We start from the raw sequence: 19,526 nt of genomic DNA on the forward strand, positions 1-19,526 counted from the left end.
CAAAAAAGGACAATATTTACAAAACTCACGATCGAAAAGGCACGTTTTCTGAGGATCCACCCGCCGATCGCGGGCAGATCCTGGTGCTCAGATCAGCGCTTTCCAGCTTTCAACCCATTCACCGGCCGGATCTTCCGGAATCTCATGCTGCAGCACGTCGATCTTAAAGACGTCACCAATACGTGATGCGCCCAGTGAGATCAGCAGATCGTCAAACAGATCGATCGCACCGCAGAACAGGTCATATTCGCGGTTGCCAATACCCACCGCACCGTAGCGCAGCTGGCTGAGGTCCGGCTGCTGTTCTTTTATAGCGTCAAACAGCGGCAGGATGTTATCCGGCAATTCTCCTGCGCCGTGGGTAGAAGCCACCAGCAGCCAGATCCCCTCCATCTTTAGCTCTTCCAGCTCCGGGCCGTGCAGCGTCTCGGTAGAAAAACCGGCTTCTTCCAGTTTCTCTGCCAGATGATCGGCAACATATTCTGCGCTGCCTAAGGTGCTGCCACTGATTAAGGTAATGTCGGCCATGAGGGGATCCCTGAGTCGTAAAGGCGGGCATTGTACCCTGTGATCACCCTGGGATCTACCTGTGGATAGTTAGGGGTATTCTGTGAGGCACCTGGCTTACTTGCCATTTTCACTCCGGGCAGTGCTCGCACTCCTCACGTACAGAAGTACGCTCCGGGTGCTGCGCGCTGGCCGTAGCGAAACTGGCTGCGCCGCCGACGGTGCGGGGTGTCTGTGGGATCCGTTTCAGGAATACAGGAAGGGGGGCTGGGCTCTGATTGGTGTTTTTGCTGGCGAGAAGATCTTTCACTTATCGCCAATTGGGCTGCGTAATTAGGGGGATCGGTGACATTAACCGGCTGTGGATAATGTTATGCACCGATCAGGGTTTGATCGGGCGCATGATCGGGTTTTGCAGGGAGATCAGGGTTTCGGTGGACTGGATTTCATCAATGGTCTGCACCTTGTTGATCAGTACCTGCTGCAGGTGGTCGATGGAGCGGCACATTACCTTGATGAAGATGCTGTAATGGCCGGTGGTGTAGTAGGCCTCGACCACTTCATCCAGCGCTTCCAGCCGCGCCAGCGCGGACGGGTAGTCTTTGGCGCTCTTTAAGATGATGCCGATAAAGCAGCAGACGTCGTAGCCCAGCTGTTTGGGATCAATGTCTACCCGGGTGCCTTTGATGATGCCAGCCTGCTTCATCTTCTCTACCCGCACGTGGATGGTGCCCGGGCTGACGTTGAACTGTTTGGCCAGTTCGGCGTAGGCGATGCGGGCATTGTCCAGCAGCGCGTTGAGGATGCCGCGATCGAGGTTATCGGGTTGCAGGGTGTCGGCCATGGTCACTCCGGTTAGGGATTGTTCAGTGTTTAAGGGGATAATGTGCAGGAAATAAGGGAAATTGACAATAAAATTGCCGGAATAACAGTGGGAAGCTTTTAAAAGCAAAAAGCAAAAAGCAAAAAGCAAAAAACGTTGTCTGCTGCTGGAATGTGGCAGCTTCAGGGAGCCTGTCCACTCCGTAAAGACGCAAAAAACGTCATCCATGACGGCTCAGCACGGGCCGTCCGTGGCCCGTGATGCTTTACTCCGTGGACAGGCTCCCTTCGCTTTACGGTTTGTGTTGTCTGAAGGAAGGGCACCGTTAGCCCCGTGCCCGGTTCAGGTTGCCTGCCAGGATCCTGACAGGCTCCCTTCGCTTTACGGTTTGCGTCGCCTGCAGGATCTTTAAAAAACTGCTGGCTAACAGCTAACAGCTAACGCTTACGCCAGACGGTCAGCTGCGCCACCGTGTGCTGGTATTTGCGGGCGGTTTCGCGGATCACGAAGGGCAGATCCTGCGGTGGAGCGATCTCTTCATAATTGGCCGCCAGCAGCCGCTGCAGCGCCTGGTAAGTGGAGAGTGCCTCGCCGTTCTCGCGCACGCCGCCCAGCCAGTTCTCCTTCGGCGTAAACTCTTCCAGCCAGGTGTAAGGCGAGGAGAGCATCAGCACGCCGCCGGGGCGAAGCATGGCGGTGATGTCCTGCAGGAAGCGTTTCGGCTGGCGCAGCCGGTCAATCAGGTTGGAGGCCAGCACCAGATCGTAGCTCTCCGGCTGCGGCTTCAGGTTGCAGGCGTCGCCCTGTACAAACTGAATGCGGCCGGCCTGTTCGCTGCTGATGCCGATATCCTTCAGCCGCACCTGGCGGTACTCAACCAGGTCGCCCTCTTCCTGAGTGACGTAACGGAAGTCCTCACCGCGGGTCAGCTGCAGCGCCACGTCGATAAAGCGCGCCGAGTAGTCCATCCCCACCACCTGCTCAAAGTGGCGGGCCAGTTCAAAGCTGGCGCGGCCGGTGGCGCAGCCGATATCCAGCGCACGCTGGCGCTTGTCGGTCAGGCCGCTGGCGATCTCCACCAGCGTTTTGGCATAGTTGCCGACGCTGAAGTACTGCGGGCCGTACTGGAAGTCGAGGTACTGCGACACCATGCTGTCGGTTTCGTAGGGGTTGAGGGTCATGGTCTCCTGGTGGCGTGAGACCACGTAGCGGAAGCCGGCGTGCTGGAAAAAGTGGCGGCGGAAGGCGTAGCGCGAGGATTTCAGCGCCTCGTTGCCGGTGGAGATCCAGCTGCCGCCTTTGATCAGCGAGTGCTTGCCGTCAAAGGTCGGGGTGGAGAAGTCGTCGTACAGTGGGTGCACGCGGAAGCCTTCCAGGCCGTTGATCGGCGTGGTGGTCCACTGCCAGACGTTGCCGATCAGATCAAAAAACTCGCCCTGAGGGAAACGATCGACCGCGCAGGAGGAGGCCCAGCGGGCAAGGTTGATATTGCCTGGCGCTTCATCCCACTCAGGCTGATCGCCCGGCACCTGCTCACGCAGCAGCAGCCATTCGCACTCGGCGGGCAGCTGCACCGGTTCGCCGGTCTGCTCCGCCTTCCAGCGGCAGAACGCCGCTGCCTCCAGCTGGTTGACCTCGGCGGGCCAGTCCCACGGCATCGGTACCTCTTCGGTCATCAGCCGCAGCTTAAGCGCGTCGGGCGCGGTGGCATCCCCCACCCAGAAGGTCGGCATCGTGGCGTTAGCAAATTCGCACCAGCCCCAGCCTTCATCGTCCCACCAGCGGCGGGTGCGGTAGCCGCCGGCGGCAACAAAGTCGTAGTATTCGGCATTGCTGACCAGCATCCGGCTGGCCTGGAACGGCTGCACCTGGTGGAGCTGGTGACCATATTCGTTATCCCAGCCGTAGGTGTCGTCGGTTTTGCCCTGGCTGACCGTACCGCCTGCCAGGGTAATCAGGCTGTTGTGCGGCACGCTGTGGCGGTCATGGCGCGCGTCCGTGCAGGCCGGCCAGTGCGGCTGCGGCTGTACCCACTGCACCGGCAGCTGGCGGATCAGTACGCTGGAGGTTTCGAGGTGGATGCGCTCATGTTCGATGCCCATCAGGATCACCCACGCCGGGCTGTCCCAGCCGATCGGCAGGGTCAGCGGCATCTCCTGAATAAACTGCTCCACCCGGCTGCGCACCTTGCCGCGATAGTCGCGCAGCTCGGCCAGCGTTGGCCACGCGTAGTGGCTGGTGTCCAGATCGTCCCAGCTCATCTCATCGACGCCGATCGCCATCATCGCTTCAATCGGATCGTCAATCCGCTGGTCGATCAGCTGCCCGGCCATCAGCTTGTTAATGTAGAAGGTGGCGGTGTGGCCGTAGTAGAAGATCAGCGGATGGCGCAGCGGGATCGCCTTGGTGTAGTAAGCGCGTTCGTCGGCCAGGCAGTCAAACAGGCTCTCATACAGTTCCCAGGTCTGGCGGAAGTAAGCGAGCAACTGCTGGCGTTTTTGTTCTGCGTTATCGCCGCTTAACAGCAGTGTACGGGTGGCGGCGGGTAACCCGCTCGGTTTTGTCGGTTGTGCAGTCACAAGGTGCTCCAGTCGGGCCTGATGGAAAAAAACAATCTTATGACTATAGCAGATGGCTTTTGCCGTTTTTATGCAATGGACAACGGGCGGGGTTTAGCGCTGCCAGCGGCGCAGCAGGCGGCTTTTCAGCCCGGTGTCGAAGCGCCAGATATGGTCGAAGATGCGCATAATGCCGGGTTTTCCATGATCGGACATGGCAACCGCATGGAAACGCTGATGCTGCTGCTGCTGGTGGTCGCGGGTGCGTTTCACCAGCGCCTCCGGCAGGCGCTGGGCGATAAAGTCGGAGAGGATCACCGCGTCGGCATCCTTCCAGGCGGTGCTGGCCAGCTTTTGCAGCACCGCATCCAGGCAGGCGGCGAGATCGGTGCCGCCGCGAAAGCGCTGGCTGAGAAAACGGATTGCCTGGCTAATGCCGTCGCCGGCGGTCAGCTCATAGCTGATCACCTGATCGGCGAACAGCATGATATGACAGCGGCGGTTGTCGGCCAGCGCCACTTTCAGCAGCGCGAGGCAGAAGGCTTTGGCGCAGCGTTCGTTAAAGCCACCCATTGAGCCGGAGGTATCCACGCAGACGATAAACGGGCCGCGCGGCTGTTGATCGTGGTGCTGATGGGTCACCGGGCGCAGGGTTACTTTGTCATGCCAGCTCTCCCCCTGCAGGCGATAGGTCAGCAGCCTTTTCTCTACCAGCCGGCGGTAAAACTCCATCTCCAGCTCGCTGATGCCGAGGGTGGCCAGCTCCGGCGGCAGCAGGCGCAGAATATCGTCGCTCTGATGCAGCCCGTTCACCTCTTCCGGCACGCTTTCCGGCTCGCGCACCAGCTGGTGGAACGGCTCCGGCGGGGCCTCTTCCGCCAGTACCGCTTTCGCCTCGCGGCTGCGGCCCAGCTGTTCGGCCAGCTTCAGCAGCTCCGGCTGCCCGGCAAGGAAATCACCGTACTGGACGATCAGCTGATAATCACCGCGCTGCAGCGTGCCGCGGGTCATATCCCACAGTCGCCCGGCGGCGGCGTCATCATCGCCCAGCACCGGGGCCAGCTGGCCGCTCATCGCCAGCCGCTGCTGCAGCTCGGCCAGCAGTTTTTCCCGCTCCTGCTCCAGCAGCTGCTGGTTCAGCGTCAGGGTCTGCAGCGTCAGGCTCAGCCGCCAGCGCTGTAGAAACAGCGTCTGCTGGGCAACGCTGACCTGCTGGATATCGCTGTGTTCGGTCAGCTGGCGGGCCTGTTCGGCGAAGGGTGAGTGCTGCTGCATCAGCCAGTCGAGCAGCGCGGGCAGCTGCGCGCTGAAGGTGGCCTGGCTCAGGGTCTGGCAGTCGCGAAAGCGGGTAAATTCGATTTCCAGATCGTCCGGCACCGCGGTGCTTTTCATCTGCTGCAGCACTTCGGCCTTCCACTGCGGCAGGTCGCGGGTGAGGGCCGATTTCAGTTTGGGAAATTTTTTAAAGAAGCTGGACAGCTGCGGGGAGGCCAGCAGCGAGATCGCCAGCTCCTCAATCAGCTCGGTCTCGCTGACCGCGAGGAACATGCTCAGCGTGTCCAGCGAAATCACTGGCGTGCCTGCTTCAGTTGTTCAGCCACCTGCTGCAGGCTCTCTTCGATACGTGCCAGCCAGTCGTCGCTGATAAACAGGCAGCGGTGGTGCTGGCTGAACAGCGTGCGCTGGGCGTGCAGTTGCGTATCCAGCGCGTCCAGCGCCTGCACGATCTCTTCCGGCAGCCCCTGCTGCGGTTTACCGGGCAGCATCAGGCGGGTGGACTGCAGGCTGACGTCGCGCAGGGTCAGGCAGTCGTTGCCGTCCACGTGCAGGTCGAGCGGCTGGGCAAAGCCGATACCGTTGAGTTTGCCGCGCACCTCGCCGCCCTTCTGCAGCCAGTGCTGCAGCGCTTCGCGGGTCAGGGTGAGATGGCTGACCTGCATATCGTGCAGCACCAGCGGTTTTTGCAGCATCAGCGTCAGCGACTCTGCGGCCAGCGTTGCCGGCAGTTCATAGTGCGGCTTGCGGCTGAACATGCCGCCGTGTTTCTCCAGGCGGATCGCCTGCTCCACGCTCTGCTGCTGTTGCAGCGCCAGGCGGCGGGCGTTGACCTGCTGCAGTTTAATCAGCAGCGGCTGCTGCTGCCAGGCCTGCTGGGTCAGCAGGTTGTCGATCTCCCGGTCGAGCAGCTTCATTGAGGCTACGTCGTGCCACAGGCAGTCCTTCAGCAGGATCAGGTCAATCGGCGCAATGGTACTGCGCCCGCTGTAGAAGGCGCTGGCCTGCAGCAGATGGATGGCTTTTTTCCAGCGGCGGTCGGAGATATAGGGCGCTTCCGGCTGGTTTTCCAGCAGCTGGCGCAGCTGAAAAATCAGCTCAAAGACATCATCCGGCAGGCTGACCTTAGTGATACCCTGCTGCCACGCCAGATACTCTTCATCGCTGATGCACAGCGAATCGGTAACCGGATTCTGGTTTTCATCCTGCTGGTGGGTAAGCAGGCTGCGGAAGTTCTGTTTTTCATGCACGTTATCCAGCCACAGGCGGATCAGCATGCGGTCATACAGCGCTTCCAAACCGCTGTCGGCTTCCGGCAGTTCGTTAGAGGCGGTGACCAGCAGGCGCATGGGGATTTTTTCTTCGCTGTCGCCGTTGCGGAAGCGGCGTTCGTTGATGGCGGTGAGCAGGGTATTCAGAATCGCCGGGCCGGCTTTCCAGATCTCATCAAGGAACACAATTTCCGCGTCGGGCAGGTAGCCCTTAGTCAGGCGTTGATAGCGACCTTCATCCTTCAGCGCCTGAATCGACAGCGGGCCAAACACCTCTTCCGGGGTGGAGAAGCGGGTCATCAGGTATTCAAAGGCGCGGGCGTTGCGGAACGCATACTTCAGGCGGCGGGCGATCAGGCTTTTGGCGATGCCCGGTGGCCCAAGCAAAAAGACGCTTTCCCCGCACAGCGCCGCCAGCAGGCACAGGCGAATGGCGTGATGGCGTTCGTAGAGACCTTTCTCCAGCGCATTGCTGAGGCGGGCGATACGTTCCGCCAGTAAATGAGGCTGAGCCATAATAAAACATTCATCCTTTTTGTACGGTCTGGCCAGCCCGGTGGCTGGCGAGCGCAAACACTACTGGCTATGATGCTTGAAAGTGCGGATTGCAGTCAGCTCTTTTATTATCAAAGGGTGACACGAGCCAGCTAAGCGTGCGATTTTACGCGGCGGCCGTGCAATTCAGGATCGGCTTTTTTTCTCAATCGTGCATACTGTGCGCCGTTTGAGGATCTGACGCTGTACGCAATCCCGCGTAACTCAGCACAAAAAAGACAAAACTATGAGCTCTGACAAGAAGCAGTCCCTTGGCGCCGTGACGCTGGCCGCCATCGGCGTGGTGTACGGTGATATTGGCACCAGCCCGTTGTATACCCTGCGCGAGTGCCTCTCCGGGCAGTTCGGTTTTGGCGTTGAGCGCGACGCGGTGTTTGGCTTTCTGTCGCTGATTTTCTGGCTGCTGGTGCTGACGGTATCACTGAAATATATCAGCTATGTGATGCGCGCCGATAACGCCGGTGAGGGGGGGATTCTGACGCTGATGTCGCTGGCCGGCCGCAACACCGGCGGGCGGGCCACCGCCATTCTGGTGATTATGGGGCTGATCGGCGGCAGCTTCTTCTATGGCGAAGTGGTGATTACCCCGGCGGTGTCGGTGCTGTCGGCGATAGAGGGGCTGGAGATCGCCGCCCCGTCGCTGGACAGCTATATTGTGCCGCTGGCGATCGCCGTGCTGACCCTGCTGTTTGTTATTCAGAAACACGGCACCGGCCTGGTCGGCAAACTGTTCGCGCCGGTGATGCTGCTGTGGTTTATCGTGCTGGCGCTGCTTGGCGCACGTAGCATTATAAACAACCCGGAAGTGCTGCAGGCGATGAATCCTTACTGGGCGCTGCACTTCTTCTTTGAGTACAAATCGGTCTCCTTCTTTGCGCTGGGCGCGGTGGTGCTGGCAATCACCGGGGTGGAGGCGCTGTATGCCGATATGGGTCACTTCGGTAAATTCCCGATCCGCCTGGCGTGGTTTATTGTCGTGCTGCCGTCGCTGGTGCTCAACTATTTTGGCCAGGGGGCGCTGCTGCTGAAACACCCGGAGGCGATTAAAAACCCGTTCTTCCTGCTGGCCCCGGACTGGGCGCTGATACCGATGCTGATCCTCGCCACGCTGGCCACGGTGATCGCCTCGCAGGCGGTGATTTCCGGCGTGTTCTCGCTGACCCGCCAGGCGGTGCGGCTGGGCTATCTGCCGCCGATGCGCATCATCTACACCTCCGAACAGGAGTCCGGGCAGATCTATATTCCGGTGATCAACTGGCTGCTGTTCGTCTCGGTGGTGATTGTGATTGTCGGCTTCAAACACTCCAGTAACCTGGCGGCGGCCTACGGTATCGCGGTGACCGGCACCATGGTGCTGACGGCGATTCTGGCCAGCACGGTGGCGATTAAAAACTGGCACTGGAACCGCTGGCTGGTGGTGATGCTGCTGGTGGGGATGCTGTGCATCGACGTGTCGCTGTTCTCGGCCAACCTGGTGAAACTGCTCTCCGGCGGCTGGCTGCCGCTGACGCTGGCGCTGATGATGTTTGTGGTGATGACCACCTGGAAGAGCGAGCGTTTCCGCCTGCTGCGCCGGATGCACGAGCACGGCAATTCGCTGGAGGCGATGATCGCCTCGCTGGAAAAATCCCCGCCGGTGCGCGTGCCGGGTACCGCGGTCTATATGTCGCGGGCGATTAACATCATCCCGTTTGCCATGCTGCATAACCTCAAGCACAACAAGGTGCTGCACGAACGGGTGGTGCTGCTGACCCTGCGCACCGAGGACGTGCCCTACGTGCATAACGTCAGGCGGGTGACCATCGAGCAGCTGTCACCGACCTTCTGGCGGGTGGTGGCCAGCTACGGCTGGCGTGAAACGCCTAACGTCGAGGAAATTTTCCACCGCTGCGGGCTGGAAGGGCTGAACTGCCGGATGATGGAGACCTCGTTCTTTATGTCCCACGAATCGCTGATTATCGGCAAACGCCCGTGGTACCTGCGCCTGCGCGGCAAACTGTTTATGGCGCTGCAGCGTAACGCCCTGCGCGCGCCGGATCAGTTTGAGATCCCGCCTAACCGGGTGATTGAGCTGGGGACGCAGGTGGAAATCTGACGCTGCTGTTCTGCCAGGTGCGCCTGGCAGAACAGGGGCTAAACCAGTACCGCTCGTAAAGCCGGAAGCCAGGATAACATCGCCGCGCTGACTCATCAGAGCCGCCGCGGCGATGTTGTTCGTTACCACGCCAGCGTCACCCTTAACCCGCCCTCATCACCATTGCTAAGCTGCACCCGTATGCCGTGCAGCCGGGCAATCCGCTGCACGATCGACAGCCCCAGCCCGCTGCCCGACAGCGCCTGGCCAGGAGGCCGATAAAAGCGTTCCCCCAGCCGGGGCAGCAGCGCCGGGTCCACCCCTGGCCCGTTGTCGGCCACCACTAGCCGGCCCGGCTGCAGCCGCAGCACGACCTCTCCCCCCGGTGGTGTGTAGCGAATGGCGTTATGCAGCAGGTTGCGCAGCAGCAACGCCAGCAGCAGCGGGTTGCCGCTGAAGTGCAGCGTGTCGGGCGCCTCCAGCCGCAGCTCTACCTTGCCCGCCTGGGCCAGCGCATCCTGCTCAACGATCGCCTGGCGCAGCAGGTCGGTGAGGTCCAGCATGGCGACCTCCGGCGGCTGGCCGTCGTCCAGCCGTGACAGCACCAGCAGCTGATCCACCAGCCGGGTGGCGCGATCGATGCCGTGGTCGAGGTTCACCAGCGCGTGCTGGCGCATGGCCGTATCGTCGTGGGCCAGCTGCGCGACTTCGGTCTGTACCTTCAGCGCCGCCAGCGGGCTGCGCAGCTCGTGGGCGGCATCGGAGGTAAAGCGCCTTTCGCGCAGCAGCGTCTGGCTGATGCGGGCAAACAGCTGATTAAGCGCCTGCAGCAGCGGACGCACCTCGGCCGGTACGCCGTTATCCGCCAGCGGTGCGGCATCGTCCGCCGCCCGCTGCCGCAGCTGATGGGTCAGGCGCTTAAGCGGCGACAGCTGGTGGCTGACCAGCCACAGCATCAGCAGCAGCATCACCGGCAGCGCCAGCAGCCAGGGCAGCAGGCTGGCCTGCACCAGATCGCGGGTCATATCCTCGCGATACTCCCACTCCTGGCCGACCACCACCCGTGACTGCCCGTCTGCGCTGGTTAGCCACAGCAGCCGCCAGCGGTCGTCATCGCCGCGCAGCTGGCCGTCACTGAAGCCGTCCTGACCCGGGTGCCAGAGAAAATTGCGACCGTTATCGCCGTCGTTAAGCAGCATGCGGCCGTCGCGGCTGAACACCGCAAACGCCAGCGCGTCGTCATCCTGCTCGCCGCGGTGGTGGCGCAGCATTTTTTTGCTTTTCGGCAGCGGCCCGGCATCCGCTACCGGCTGCTGCTGCAGGGTGGTCAGCCGCTTGGCAAACAGCATCTGCTGGGTGTCGAACAGCTGATTGATATTGTGCCGCGTCTGCCACCAGGTGCCGACCGCCGCCGCGCCCCAGCACAGCAGGCTCAGCAGCAGAAAGCCCAGCATCAGACGCAGGCGTAAGCTGTGCGGCATCACGGCGCCTCCCCCAGCGCGTAGCCGACGCCGTGGACGGTGCGGATAAAGCCGCTGCCGAGCTTTTTACGCAGGTGGTGAATATGCACCTCCACCGCGTTGCTGGAGACGTCATCCTCCCAGCCGTACAGCTTCTCCTCCAGCTGCGCGCGGGTCAGGATCCGTCCGGCGTTGAGCAGGAACAGTTCCAGCAGCGCCAGCTCGCGCGCCTTTAACGGTAAGGGTTCGCCGTGCAGGGTGGCGGTGTGCGCGGCGGGGTTGAGCACCAGCCCGCCGTGCTGCAGGGTGGGCTGCAGCTGGCCGTGGCGGCGTCGGATCAGCGCCTGCAGGCGAGCCGCCACTTCGCTCAGGGCAAAGGGTTTGCACAGGTAGTCGTCGGCACCCTGCTGTAAGCCGCTGACCCGCTGCTCCAGCGCGTCGCGGGCGGTAAGGATCAGCACCGGCTCGTCCTGACCCTGCTGCCGCCAGTGGCGCAGGATCGCCAGCCCGTCGATCTCCGGCAGGCTCAGGTCCAGCACCACCGCGTCATAGGGGGCGGCGCTCAGCGCCTGCATTCCCTGCGTGCCGCCGGTGAACCAGTCTACGCTGAAGCCCAGTTTTCCCAGCCCGGCCTGCAGGCCGTCGCCGATCAGGCGATCATCTTCCACCAGCAAAATTCTCATCGTTTCTCCCTCTCAGTTAACGGAGTTATACGAAGCATCCGTCGTGCTGTACAGGGCGAGAGGCGGAAATTGCCGTGATTTACGCAGCCTGAAGAAAAATCGCCACCGCCGCCTGCGCCTTAAGATCCTGTTAAGAACCCTTTGCTGTAATGACCGCTCAACAGCACGTATCCGGCAGCGATGGCTGCCCTGTTCAGGAAGAAAGGAGCACATAATGACGATGAAAAAATCAGCCGCGCTGCTGGCGATTACCGCCCTGATGGCTACCCCGGTACTGGCCGTACAGCAGGGTGGATTTGTTGACCCGAACGCCGCCGCACCGCATACGCAGCAGGGCGGTTTTAGCGGACCTGATGGCAGCCTGGTCACCGTGAAGCAGGCGCTGGATATGAAGGATGATGCCTGGGTGACGCTGCGCGGCACTATCGAAAAGCGGGTGGGCGATGAGGACTATCAGTTCCGTGACGCTACCGGCACCCTGCAGGTGGAGATCGACCATAAACGCTGGGACGGGCAGACCATCGGCCCGCAGGATAAGGTTGAACTGCAGGGTAAACTGGATAAAGACTTCAACTCCGTCGAGCTGGACGTAAAGCAGGTACGTAAAATTCCCTGACGGAGATAGCTCCGCGTCATAAAAATGTCACCGTAATGGCAGTGGAACCGCTGCCATTTTACCCCTAAAGCAAATTGCCCGCCCGCGTCAGCGAAACGTTTCGATAGCGATCACATTTTCGCATTTTCCCGATTGTTTTCCCCTGCCTGTTTCTTACACTGCAGTTCAGCGAAACGTTTCGCTCTGGAGTGGAAAATGAAAAAAGGCACCTTACTGAATTCTGATATCTCAACCGTGGTCGCGCGCCTCGGCCATACCGACACCATCGTGATTGGCGATGCCGGCCTGCCGGTGCCGCACGGCCCGCAACGTATCGATCTGGCCTTAACTCACGGTATTCCCAGCTTTTTACAGGTGGCGCAGGCGGTAACGGATGAGATGCAGGTCGAGAGTGCTACGATTGCGGAAGAGATTAAACAGCATAATCCGCAGCTCCACGCCCAGCTGCTCACGCTGCTTGAAACATTGCAACAACACCAGGGAAACCTTATTACCCTTCATTACGTCAGTCACGTTCAGTTCAAACAACAAACTCAAAGCAGCCAGGCGGTCATTCGCAGCGGGGAGTGCTCTCCGTATGCCAATGTGATCCTCAGCGCTGGCGTGACCTTCTGAGGCCGTTATGCAACCTTTACTGCAACTGAAAGGCATCGAAAAATCGTTTCCGGGGGTGAAAGCCCTCTCCGGTGCCGCGCTCAACGTCTACCCCGGCCGCGTGATGGCGCTGGTGGGCGAGAACGGCGCGGGTAAATCGACCATGATGAAGGTGATGACCGGCATCTATCAGCGTGACGCCGGCAGCTTTGTCTGGCTGGGCAAAGAGACCACCTTCAACGGGCCGAAAGCGTCCCAGGAAGCGGGGATTGGCATCATCCATCAGGAGCTGAACCTGATCCCGCAGCTGAGCATTGCCGAAAATATCTTCCTCGGTCGCGAGTTCGTGAATCGTTTCGGACGCATCCAGTGGAGCAAAATGCACAGTGAGGCCGACGCGCTGCTGAAACGCCTCAACCTGCGCTTCAGCAGCCACCGGCTGGTGGGCGATCTGTCGATCGGCGATCAGCAGATGGTGGAGATCGCCAAGGTGCTGAGCTTCGAGTCAAAAGTGATCGTCATGGACGAACCGACGGACGCCCTGACCGATACCGAAACCGCCTCGCTGTTCCGGGTGATCAACGAGCTGAAGGCGCAGGGGTGCGGCATCGTCTATATCTCGCACCGGATGAAAGAGATTTTTGAGATCTGCGACGACGTTACCATTTTCCGCGACGGGCAGTTTATCGCCGAGCGTGAGGTGGTCTCGCTCAGCGAAGAGTCGCTGATTGAGATGATGGTCGGCCGCAAGCTGGAAGATCAGTATCCGCGTCTGGATAAAGCGCCGGGCGGGGTGCGTCTGAAGGTTGATAATCTGTGCGGCCCGGGGGTGGATGACGTCAGCTTTACCCTGCGTAAGGGCGAGATCCTCGGCGTGGCCGGGCTGATGGGCGCCGGGCGTACCGAACTGATGAAAGTGCTGTACGGCGCGTTAAAGCGTTCCGCCGGCACGGTGACTCTCGACGGACAGGCCGTCACCGCGCGTTCGCCGGAAGAGGGGCTGCTGAACGGCATCGTTTATATCTCTGAAGACCGCAAGCGTGACGGGCTGGTGCTCGGCATGTCGGTAAAAGAGAATATGTCGCTGACCGCGCTGAAGTACTTCAGCCACGGCGGCGGTCGCCTCAAGCATGCGGAAGAGCAGCTGGCAGTGGGCGACTTTATTAAGCTGTTTAACGTCAAAACGCCGTCGATGAACCAGCCGATTGGCCTGCTCTCCGGCGGCAATCAGCAGAAAGTGGCGATTGCCCGCGGCCTGATGACCCGGCCAAAGGTGCTGATCCTTGATGAACCGACGCGCGGCGTCGACGTCGGGGCGAAGAAAGAGATCTATCAGCTGATTAACCAGTTTAAAGAGGAGGGGCTGAGCATCATCCTGGTCTCTTCCGAAATGCCGGAAGTGCTGGGCATGAGCGACCGCGTGCTGGTAATGCACGAAGGCCGCCTCAGCGGTGACTTCCCGATTGAACAGGCCTCGCAGGAAATTCTGATGGCGGCGGCAGTAGGTAAACATTACAGCGCGGAGCTGGCATAACTATGAGTACGCAAACTATCCCTTCACGCCGGCTGATCAGTAAGGCCTGGCTGCTGGAACAGAAGTCGCTGATTGCGCTGGTGGTGTTGATCGCCATCGTCTCCAGCCTCAGCCCGAACTTCTTCACCGTGGCAAACCTGTTTAACATTCTGCAGCAGACCTCGGTTAACGCCATTATGGCGGTGGGCATGACGCTGGTGATCCTCACCTCCGGCATCGATCTGTCGGTGGGATCGCTGCTGGCGCTGACCGGCGCGGTGGCGGCGTCGATCGTCGGCCTGGAAGTTAATGCGCTGGTAGCGGTGGCGGCAGCGCTGGCGCTGGGCGCGTTGATTGGCGGCATTACCGGCACCATCGTGGCCCGCGGTAAAGTGCAGGCGTTTATCGCCACGCTGGTGATGATGCTGCTGCTGCGCGGTGTGACCATGGTCTATACCAACGGCAGCCCGATCAATACCGGTTTCAACGACAACGCGGATCTGTTCGGCTGGTTCGGCATCGGCCGCCCGCTGGGCATCCCGACCCCGGTGTGGCTGATGGCGATCGTGTTTCTCGCCGCCTGGTACATGCTGCACCACACTCGTCTGGGCCGCTATATCTATGCGCTGGGCGGCAACGAATCGGCTACCCGCCTCTCCGGCATCAGCGTTAACCGGGTAAAAATCATCGTTTACGCGCTGTGCGGCATGCTGGCGGCGCTGGCGGGCACCATCGAGGTGGCGCGTCTCTCCTCGGCACAGCCAACGGCCGGTACCGGTTACGAGCTGGATGCGATTGCGGCGGTGGTGCTGGGCGGTACCAGCCTGGCCGGCGGGAAAGGCCGCATTATGGGCACGCTGATCGGCGCGTTAATCCTCGGTTTCCTTAATAACGGGCTCAACCTGCTCGGCGTTTCTTCTTACTACCAAATGATCGTCAAAGCGGTGGTTATCTTGCTGGCGGTGCTGGTAGACAACAAAAGCAGTAAATAACTCTTTTACCTTACACAGGATACGTACATGAAGATGAACAAACTGACTGCACTGGCCGTACTGCTTGGCGCCACCCTCAGCGCCAGCGCCATGGCTAAAGACACCATCGCTCTGGTGGTCTCTACCCTGAACAACCCGTTCTTCGTGTCTCTTAAGGATGGCGCGCAGAAGGAAGCGGACAAGCTGGGTTACAACCTGGTCGTGCTGGATTCACAGAACAACCCGGCAAAAGAGCTGGCGAACGTGCAGGATCTGACCGTGCGCGGCACCAAAGTGCTGTTGATCAACCCTACCGACTCTGATGCGGTGGGTAACGCCGTGAAGATGGCCAACCAGGCTAACATTCCGGTGATCACCCTGGACCGCGTGGCTGCTCAGGGCACGGTGGTCAGCCATGTCGCTTCTGACAACCGCTTTGGCGGCAAGACTGCCGGTAACTTCCTTGCCAAAAAGCTGGGTGACGGTGCGAAAATTATCGAGCTGGAAGGCATTGCCGGTACCTCAGCAGCGCGTGAGCGCGGTGAAGGTTTCAAACAGGCCGCCGACGAACACAAGTTCAACATCCTGGCCAGCCAGCCAGCGGACTTTGACCGTACCAAAGGCCTGAACGTGATGCAGAACCTGCTGACCGCGCATCCTGACGTGCAGGCCGTGTTCGCGCAGAACGATGAAATGGCGCTGGGTGCATTGCGCGCATTGCAAACCGCAGGAAAATCTGATGTTCTCGTGGTGGGCTTTGACGGCACGCCAGACGGCGTGAAAGCAGTCGAAGGCGGCAAACTGGCCGCGACCGTAGCTCAGCTGCCGGAGCAGATCGGCGTTATCGGCGTGCAAACCGCGGATAAAGTGCTGAAAGGCCAGAAGGTTCAGGCCATTAACCCGGTAGACCTGAAGCTGGTCACCAAATAAATCAAAGAAAAGCATGGCACGCGCCACCTTCGGGTGGCGCACTTATCTGGATACTCTCATGACGAAAACCGGCAAACTGGCTGTCCTTGGCAGCATCAACGCAGATCACATCCTTAACCTGGCCCATTTTCCCCGTCCGGGTGAAACGGTGATCGGCAACCAGTATCAGGTGGCCTTTGGCGGAAAAGGAGCTAACCAGGCCGTGGCGGCCGGGCGCAGCGGTGCCGACATTGCTTTTATCGCCTGCGTCGGTGACGACGACATCGGCGAGCGCGTACGCCAGCAGCTGGCCAGCGATCGTATTGACATCACCCCGGTTGCCGCAGTGGCGGGCGAACCGACCGGCGTGGCGCTTATTTTTGTTAATGGCGAAGGTGAAAATACCATCGGCATTCATGCCGGTGCCAATGCGGCACTGACCCCCGACCGCGTGCAGCAGCATCAGCAGGTGATTGCCGATGCGGACGCGCTGTTAATGCAGCTGGAATCGCCGCTGGAGAGCGTACTGGCGGCGGCCCAGATTGCCCGTCAGCACCATACTCAGGTGATCCTCAATCCGGCACCGGCTACGGCGCTGTCTGACCAGCTGCTTGCGCTGATTGATATCATCACCCCGAATGAGACTGAGGCGCAGATCCTCACCGGCGTCGTTGTCGATTCTGACGCTGCCGCTGCGCAGGCCGCGTCGGTACTGCATGCGAAAGGCATCAGTACCGTACTGATTACCCTCGGCAGCCGCGGCGTCTGGCTCAGCGAGCAGGGTAACGGCCAGCGCGTGCCCGGTTTTCGCGTTGAAGCGGTGGACACCATCGCCGCTGGCGATACCTTCAACGGCGCGCTGATCACCGCGCTGCTGGAGCAGCGGCCGATGACCGAAGCCGTGCGTTTCGCGCATGCGGCCGCGGCGATTGCCGTCACCCGTCGTGGCGCACAGCCCTCCGTTCCCTGGCGTGAAGAGACAGACGGCTTCTTGCAACAGCAGGAGTAAATGTGTGGCCACTATGAAAGACGTCGCCCGCCTGGCGGGCGTCTCTACTTCTACCGTATCGCACGTGATCAACAACAACCGCTTCGTCAGCGAGGCGGTGCGTGAAAAGGTGACCGCGGCGATCGGCCAGCTGAACTACGCCCCCTCGGCGCTGGCGCGCAGCCTGAAGATCAATCAGACCCGCACCATCGGCATGCTGCTGACCGCCAGCAGCAACCCGTTCTATTCGGAAGTGGTGCGCGGCGTGGAGCGCAGCTGCTACGAGCGCGGCTACAGCCTGGTGCTGTGCAATACCGAAGGTGACGAAGACCGTATGAACCGCAGCCTGGAAACGCTGTTGCAAAAGCGCGTGGACGGCCTGCTGGTAATGTGTACCGAGAGCCATACCCCAGCCGCCGATATCCTTAAACGCTATCCGACCATCCCCTCGGTGATCATGGACTGGGCTCCGTTCGAACAGGGCAGCGATATCATTCAGGATAACGCGTTGCTGGGCGGTGACATCGCCACGCGGTTTCTGATCTCGCGTGGCTATACGCGCATTGCCTGTATCGCCGGGCCGCAGGATAAAACCCCCGCCCGCCTGCGGCTTGAGGGGTATTGCCAGGCGATGCAGGCCACCGGGCTGCCGATCCTGCCGGGCTACGTTATTGAGGCTGATTTCGAATTCCAGGGCGGTTACAACGCCATGAATGCGCTACTGGCGCTGGAGCAGCCGCCACAGGCGGTGTTCACCAGCAACGATGCGATGGCGGTGGGCGTCTACCATGCCCTCTATCAGGCCGGGCTGACCGTGCCGCAGGATATGGCGGTGATGGGCTACGATGATATTGAACTGGCGCGCTATATGACCCCGCCGCTGACCACCATTCATCAGCCGAAAGATGAACTGGGCCAGCTGGCGGTGGATACGCTGCTGCAGCGGCTGAACAAGCCCGGTGCCAGCCCGCAACTGCTGGTGCTGACCCCGGAGCTGGTGGAGCGTGATTCGGTCGGGGAACGTTAAACCGGCTTCTTCTTATCGCGATCGCTGATTAGGTTGCGGCCATCGCCCGGCTTCAGCAGCAGGAACACCCCCGCAGACAGCACGGTGATCGCGCCCATGGTCAGGAAGGTGGCGTGGAAGTGTTGCAGGGTGGTGCCATCGAAGTTCTCATAAAAGCGCAGCACGGCGGCGCTGACCGCCACGCCAAAACCTATCGCCAGCTGCTGAGTGACCGCCAGCATGCTGTTGCCGCTGCTGGCGTTGGCATCGCTCAGGTCGGCCAGCGTAATGGTGTTCATCGCGGTAAACTGCGTCGACATCGCCATACCCAGCACAAACAGCGGGATTAGCAGCGCCGCAATGCTCCAGCTAGCCGACTGCAGCGAGAAAGAGGCGATCAGCACGCCGATAATCACGCTGATGCCGGTCAGCGTTTTGCGATAACCGTACCAGCGCAGCACGCGCGTCACGGTGGATTTGGCCAGAATAGATCCCAGTGCAATCGGTGCCACCATAAAGCCGGCCAGCAGCGCGGTGTAACCGAAGCCGACCTGCAGCATTAACGGCATTAAGAACGGCACGCAGCCGGTGCCCAGCCGTGAAGCAATGTTGCCGACGATGCCCACCGAGAAGGTGCGGGTCTTAAACATCGGCAGCGGGAGCAGCGGGGAAGGGTGTCGCCGCGCGTGTACTATATATAGAAGCAGCAGCACAATGCCGCCCGCCAGCACCCCGCCGGCGACCAGGCTGGATACCACCCGCTCACCAAACAGCTCAATCCCCCCGGAAATGCCGACCAGCCCCAGACCAAACAACAAAAAACCTGCCAGGTCGAAGCGACGTTTCGGGGTGGTAAAGTCAGGCATATATTTGCGGGCATAGAAGATGCCGAGCAGGCCGATCGGAATGTTGATTAAAAATATCCAGTGCCAGCTGGCCCAGGTGACCAGCGCGCCGCCCAGCAGCGGCCCCAGCACCGGGCCGACCAGGCCGGGCATGGTGACAAAGTTCAGCACCGGTAGCAGCTCGCTGCGCGGATAGGCACGCAGCAGCGCCAGGCGTGCCACCGGCATCATCATCGCACCACCGATGCCCTGGATAATGCGCGAGGTGACCAGCATCGCCAGAGAGCCGGAGAGCGCACAGGCCAGTGAACCGAGTGAAAACAGCAGCACGGCAACAATGAACACCTTACGGGTACCGTAACGATCGGCCAGCCAGCCGCTGACCGGGATCAGCATTGCCACCGTCAGGGTGTAGCTGATAATTGCCGACTGCATCGCCAGCGGAGAACGCTGCAGGCTGTCAGCGATAGCGGGCAGTGCGGTGTTGAGGATGGTGGCATCCAGCGCCTGCATAAAGAAGGCCATGGCGGCGATCCACGGAAGTCCGGCCATACTGCGCGCGGATTTGATCATGGGTGGTCCTTTTATTGAGGGTTATGGTACCAAAAGTGCACCTGACGCAGAGAGAGTAGCAGCTCTGTTATGTCAGCGGGGAGGTGTTACCTGTCTGTTCTGGCCGAAATTGCGCTTTTAATGCGCCGTTATTGTGTGTTTTTACCGCTTATGACCAAAAAAACGGCTCTCAGTCATTTTTTTGCAATAAACACTTGTCACCCGTCGGGAACTCCCTATAATGCGCCTCCATCGACACGGAACAACGGCTTACAGGCCAGCGTGTTGAGAGGTTCAGGAAGTACTCTGAACCGCCGGAAAAAACT

General features: G+C 60.5%; 16 protein-coding genes. 8 read left to right on the top strand and 8 right to left on the bottom strand.

Going from position 1 to position 19,526, the window contains the following annotated elements; translation table 11 throughout:
- Positions 1–87: 87 nt before the first annotated feature.
- From mioC to ravA, 5 genes are all read right to left on the bottom strand, one after another.
- Positions 88–528 carry an FMN-binding protein MioC gene (mioC, locus tag ASF13_RS20800; protein WP_056241125.1) on the bottom strand — a complete coding sequence of 147 codons (441 nt, stop codon included), beginning with the start codon at positions 526–528 and terminating at the stop codon, positions 88–90.
- 361 nt (positions 529–889) lie between these two features.
- Positions 890–1,351 (bottom strand): transcriptional regulator AsnC, encoded by a 462-nt coding sequence (gene asnC / locus ASF13_RS20805; protein WP_056241126.1) that lies wholly within the window; start codon positions 1,349–1,351, stop codon positions 890–892.
- A 416-nt stretch (positions 1,352–1,767) separates the two neighbouring features.
- Positions 1,768–3,909 carry a 5-histidylcysteine sulfoxide synthase gene (gene ovoA, locus ASF13_RS20810; RefSeq protein ID WP_056241129.1) on the bottom strand — a complete coding sequence of 714 codons (2,142 nt, stop codon included), beginning with the start codon at positions 3,907–3,909 and terminating at the stop codon, positions 1,768–1,770.
- A 93-nt stretch (positions 3,910–4,002) separates the two neighbouring features.
- A complete protein-coding gene (gene viaA / locus ASF13_RS20815; protein ID WP_056241132.1) occupies positions 4,003–5,460 on the bottom strand; it encodes an ATPase RavA stimulator ViaA in 1,458 nt (485 codons plus the stop codon).
- Positions 5,457–6,950: an ATPase RavA gene (gene ravA / locus ASF13_RS20820; RefSeq protein WP_056241134.1), complete on the bottom strand. Its 1,494-nt coding sequence runs from the start codon at positions 6,948–6,950 to the stop codon at positions 5,457–5,459. Before ravA ends, viaA begins: the two co-directional genes overlap by 4 nt.
- 265 nt (positions 6,951–7,215) lie before the next feature.
- On the opposite strand from ravA, the gene kup reads away from it, so the two are divergent.
- On the top strand, positions 7,216–9,084 hold the full coding sequence (gene kup, locus ASF13_RS20825) for a low affinity potassium transporter Kup (RefSeq protein WP_056241137.1): 1,869 nt from the start codon (positions 7,216–7,218) through the stop codon (positions 9,082–9,084).
- A gap of 122 nt (positions 9,085–9,206) precedes the next feature.
- Here kup and qseC read toward each other — a convergent pair whose 3' ends face one another.
- Complete coding sequence (gene qseC, locus ASF13_RS20830; RefSeq protein WP_056241139.1) at positions 9,207–10,544, bottom strand: quorum sensing histidine kinase QseC; 1,338 nt, start codon at positions 10,542–10,544, stop codon at positions 9,207–9,209.
- Complete coding sequence (qseB, locus tag ASF13_RS20835; RefSeq protein ID WP_056241142.1) at positions 10,544–11,206, bottom strand: quorum sensing response regulator transcription factor QseB; 663 nt, start codon at positions 11,204–11,206, stop codon at positions 10,544–10,546. The genes qseC and qseB overlap by 1 nt, the downstream gene beginning before the upstream one ends.
- Before the next feature lie 220 nt (positions 11,207–11,426).
- On the opposite strand from qseB, the gene ASF13_RS20840 reads away from it, so the two are divergent.
- From ASF13_RS20840 to rbsR, 7 genes are all read left to right on the top strand, one after another.
- Positions 11,427–11,822: a YgiW/YdeI family stress tolerance OB fold protein gene (locus ASF13_RS20840; protein ID WP_056241226.1), complete on the top strand. Its 396-nt coding sequence runs from the start codon at positions 11,427–11,429 to the stop codon at positions 11,820–11,822.
- Between the two features lie 195 nt (positions 11,823–12,017).
- Complete coding sequence (gene rbsD, locus ASF13_RS20845; protein WP_056241145.1) at positions 12,018–12,437, top strand: D-ribose pyranase; 420 nt, start codon at positions 12,018–12,020, stop codon at positions 12,435–12,437.
- Positions 12,438–12,444: 7 nt separating this feature from the next.
- Positions 12,445–13,950 carry a ribose ABC transporter ATP-binding protein RbsA gene (gene rbsA / locus ASF13_RS20850; RefSeq protein ID WP_056241149.1) on the top strand — a complete coding sequence of 502 codons (1,506 nt, stop codon included), beginning with the start codon at positions 12,445–12,447 and terminating at the stop codon, positions 13,948–13,950.
- A gap of 2 nt (positions 13,951–13,952) precedes the next feature.
- Entirely contained in the window at positions 13,953–14,921 is a 969-nt protein-coding gene (gene rbsC, locus ASF13_RS20855) for a ribose ABC transporter permease (protein ID WP_056241154.1), read from the top strand.
- 27 nt (positions 14,922–14,948) lie between these two features.
- Complete coding sequence (gene rbsB, locus ASF13_RS20860) at positions 14,949–15,830, top strand: ribose ABC transporter substrate-binding protein RbsB (RefSeq protein ID WP_369814406.1); 882 nt, start codon at positions 14,949–14,951, stop codon at positions 15,828–15,830.
- Between the two features lie 58 nt (positions 15,831–15,888).
- Entirely contained in the window at positions 15,889–16,818 is a 930-nt protein-coding gene (gene rbsK / locus ASF13_RS20865) for a ribokinase (protein WP_056241158.1), read from the top strand.
- A gap of 4 nt (positions 16,819–16,822) precedes the next feature.
- Positions 16,823–17,824 carry a ribose operon transcriptional repressor RbsR gene (gene rbsR, locus ASF13_RS20870; protein WP_072166459.1) on the top strand — a complete coding sequence of 334 codons (1,002 nt, stop codon included), beginning with the start codon at positions 16,823–16,825 and terminating at the stop codon, positions 17,822–17,824.
- On the opposite strand, the gene ASF13_RS20875 is transcribed toward rbsR, so the two are convergent.
- The gene (locus ASF13_RS20875) at positions 17,821–19,221 is read right to left on the bottom strand and encodes a DHA2 family efflux MFS transporter permease subunit (RefSeq protein WP_056241165.1); all 1,401 of its coding nucleotides are present in this window, start codon (positions 19,219–19,221) and stop codon (positions 17,821–17,823) included. The two genes, rbsR and ASF13_RS20875, sit on opposite strands and share 4 nt — an antisense overlap.
- Positions 19,222–19,526 lie beyond the last annotated feature (305 nt).

It is taken from the genome of Erwinia sp. Leaf53, from assembly GCF_001422605.1.
Lineage (GTDB): Bacteria > Pseudomonadota > Gammaproteobacteria > Enterobacterales > Enterobacteriaceae > Erwinia.

Excerpts from the sequence above, each read along its gene's own strand:
- ravA (WP_056241134.1), bottom strand. The coding sequence starts at position 6,950 with ATGGCTCAGCCTCATTTACTGGCGGAACGTATCGCCCGCCTCAGCAAT.
- rbsB (WP_369814406.1), top strand. The coding sequence starts at position 14,949 with ATGAAGATGAACAAACTGACTGCACTGGCCGTACTGCTTGGCGCCACC.
- rbsA (WP_056241149.1), top strand. The coding sequence starts at position 12,445 with ATGCAACCTTTACTGCAACTGAAAGGCATCGAAAAATCGTTTCCGGGG.
- rbsD (WP_056241145.1), top strand. The coding sequence starts at position 12,018 with ATGAAAAAAGGCACCTTACTGAATTCTGATATCTCAACCGTGGTCGCG.
- qseC (WP_056241139.1), bottom strand. The coding sequence starts at position 10,544 with ATGCCGCACAGCTTACGCCTGCGTCTGATGCTGGGCTTTCTGCTGCTG.
- rbsK (WP_056241158.1), top strand. The coding sequence starts at position 15,889 with ATGACGAAAACCGGCAAACTGGCTGTCCTTGGCAGCATCAACGCAGAT.
- ASF13_RS20840 (WP_056241226.1), top strand. The coding sequence starts at position 11,427 with ATGAAAAAATCAGCCGCGCTGCTGGCGATTACCGCCCTGATGGCTACC.
- rbsC (WP_056241154.1), top strand. The coding sequence starts at position 13,953 with ATGAGTACGCAAACTATCCCTTCACGCCGGCTGATCAGTAAGGCCTGG.
- qseB (WP_056241142.1), bottom strand. The coding sequence starts at position 11,206 with ATGAGAATTTTGCTGGTGGAAGATGATCGCCTGATCGGCGACGGCCTG.
- ASF13_RS20875 (WP_056241165.1), bottom strand. The coding sequence starts at position 19,221 with ATGATCAAATCCGCGCGCAGTATGGCCGGACTTCCGTGGATCGCCGCC.
- mioC (WP_056241125.1), bottom strand. The coding sequence starts at position 528 with ATGGCCGACATTACCTTAATCAGTGGCAGCACCTTAGGCAGCGCAGAA.
- asnC (WP_056241126.1), bottom strand. The coding sequence starts at position 1,351 with ATGGCCGACACCCTGCAACCCGATAACCTCGATCGCGGCATCCTCAAC.
- kup (WP_056241137.1), top strand. The coding sequence starts at position 7,216 with ATGAGCTCTGACAAGAAGCAGTCCCTTGGCGCCGTGACGCTGGCCGCC.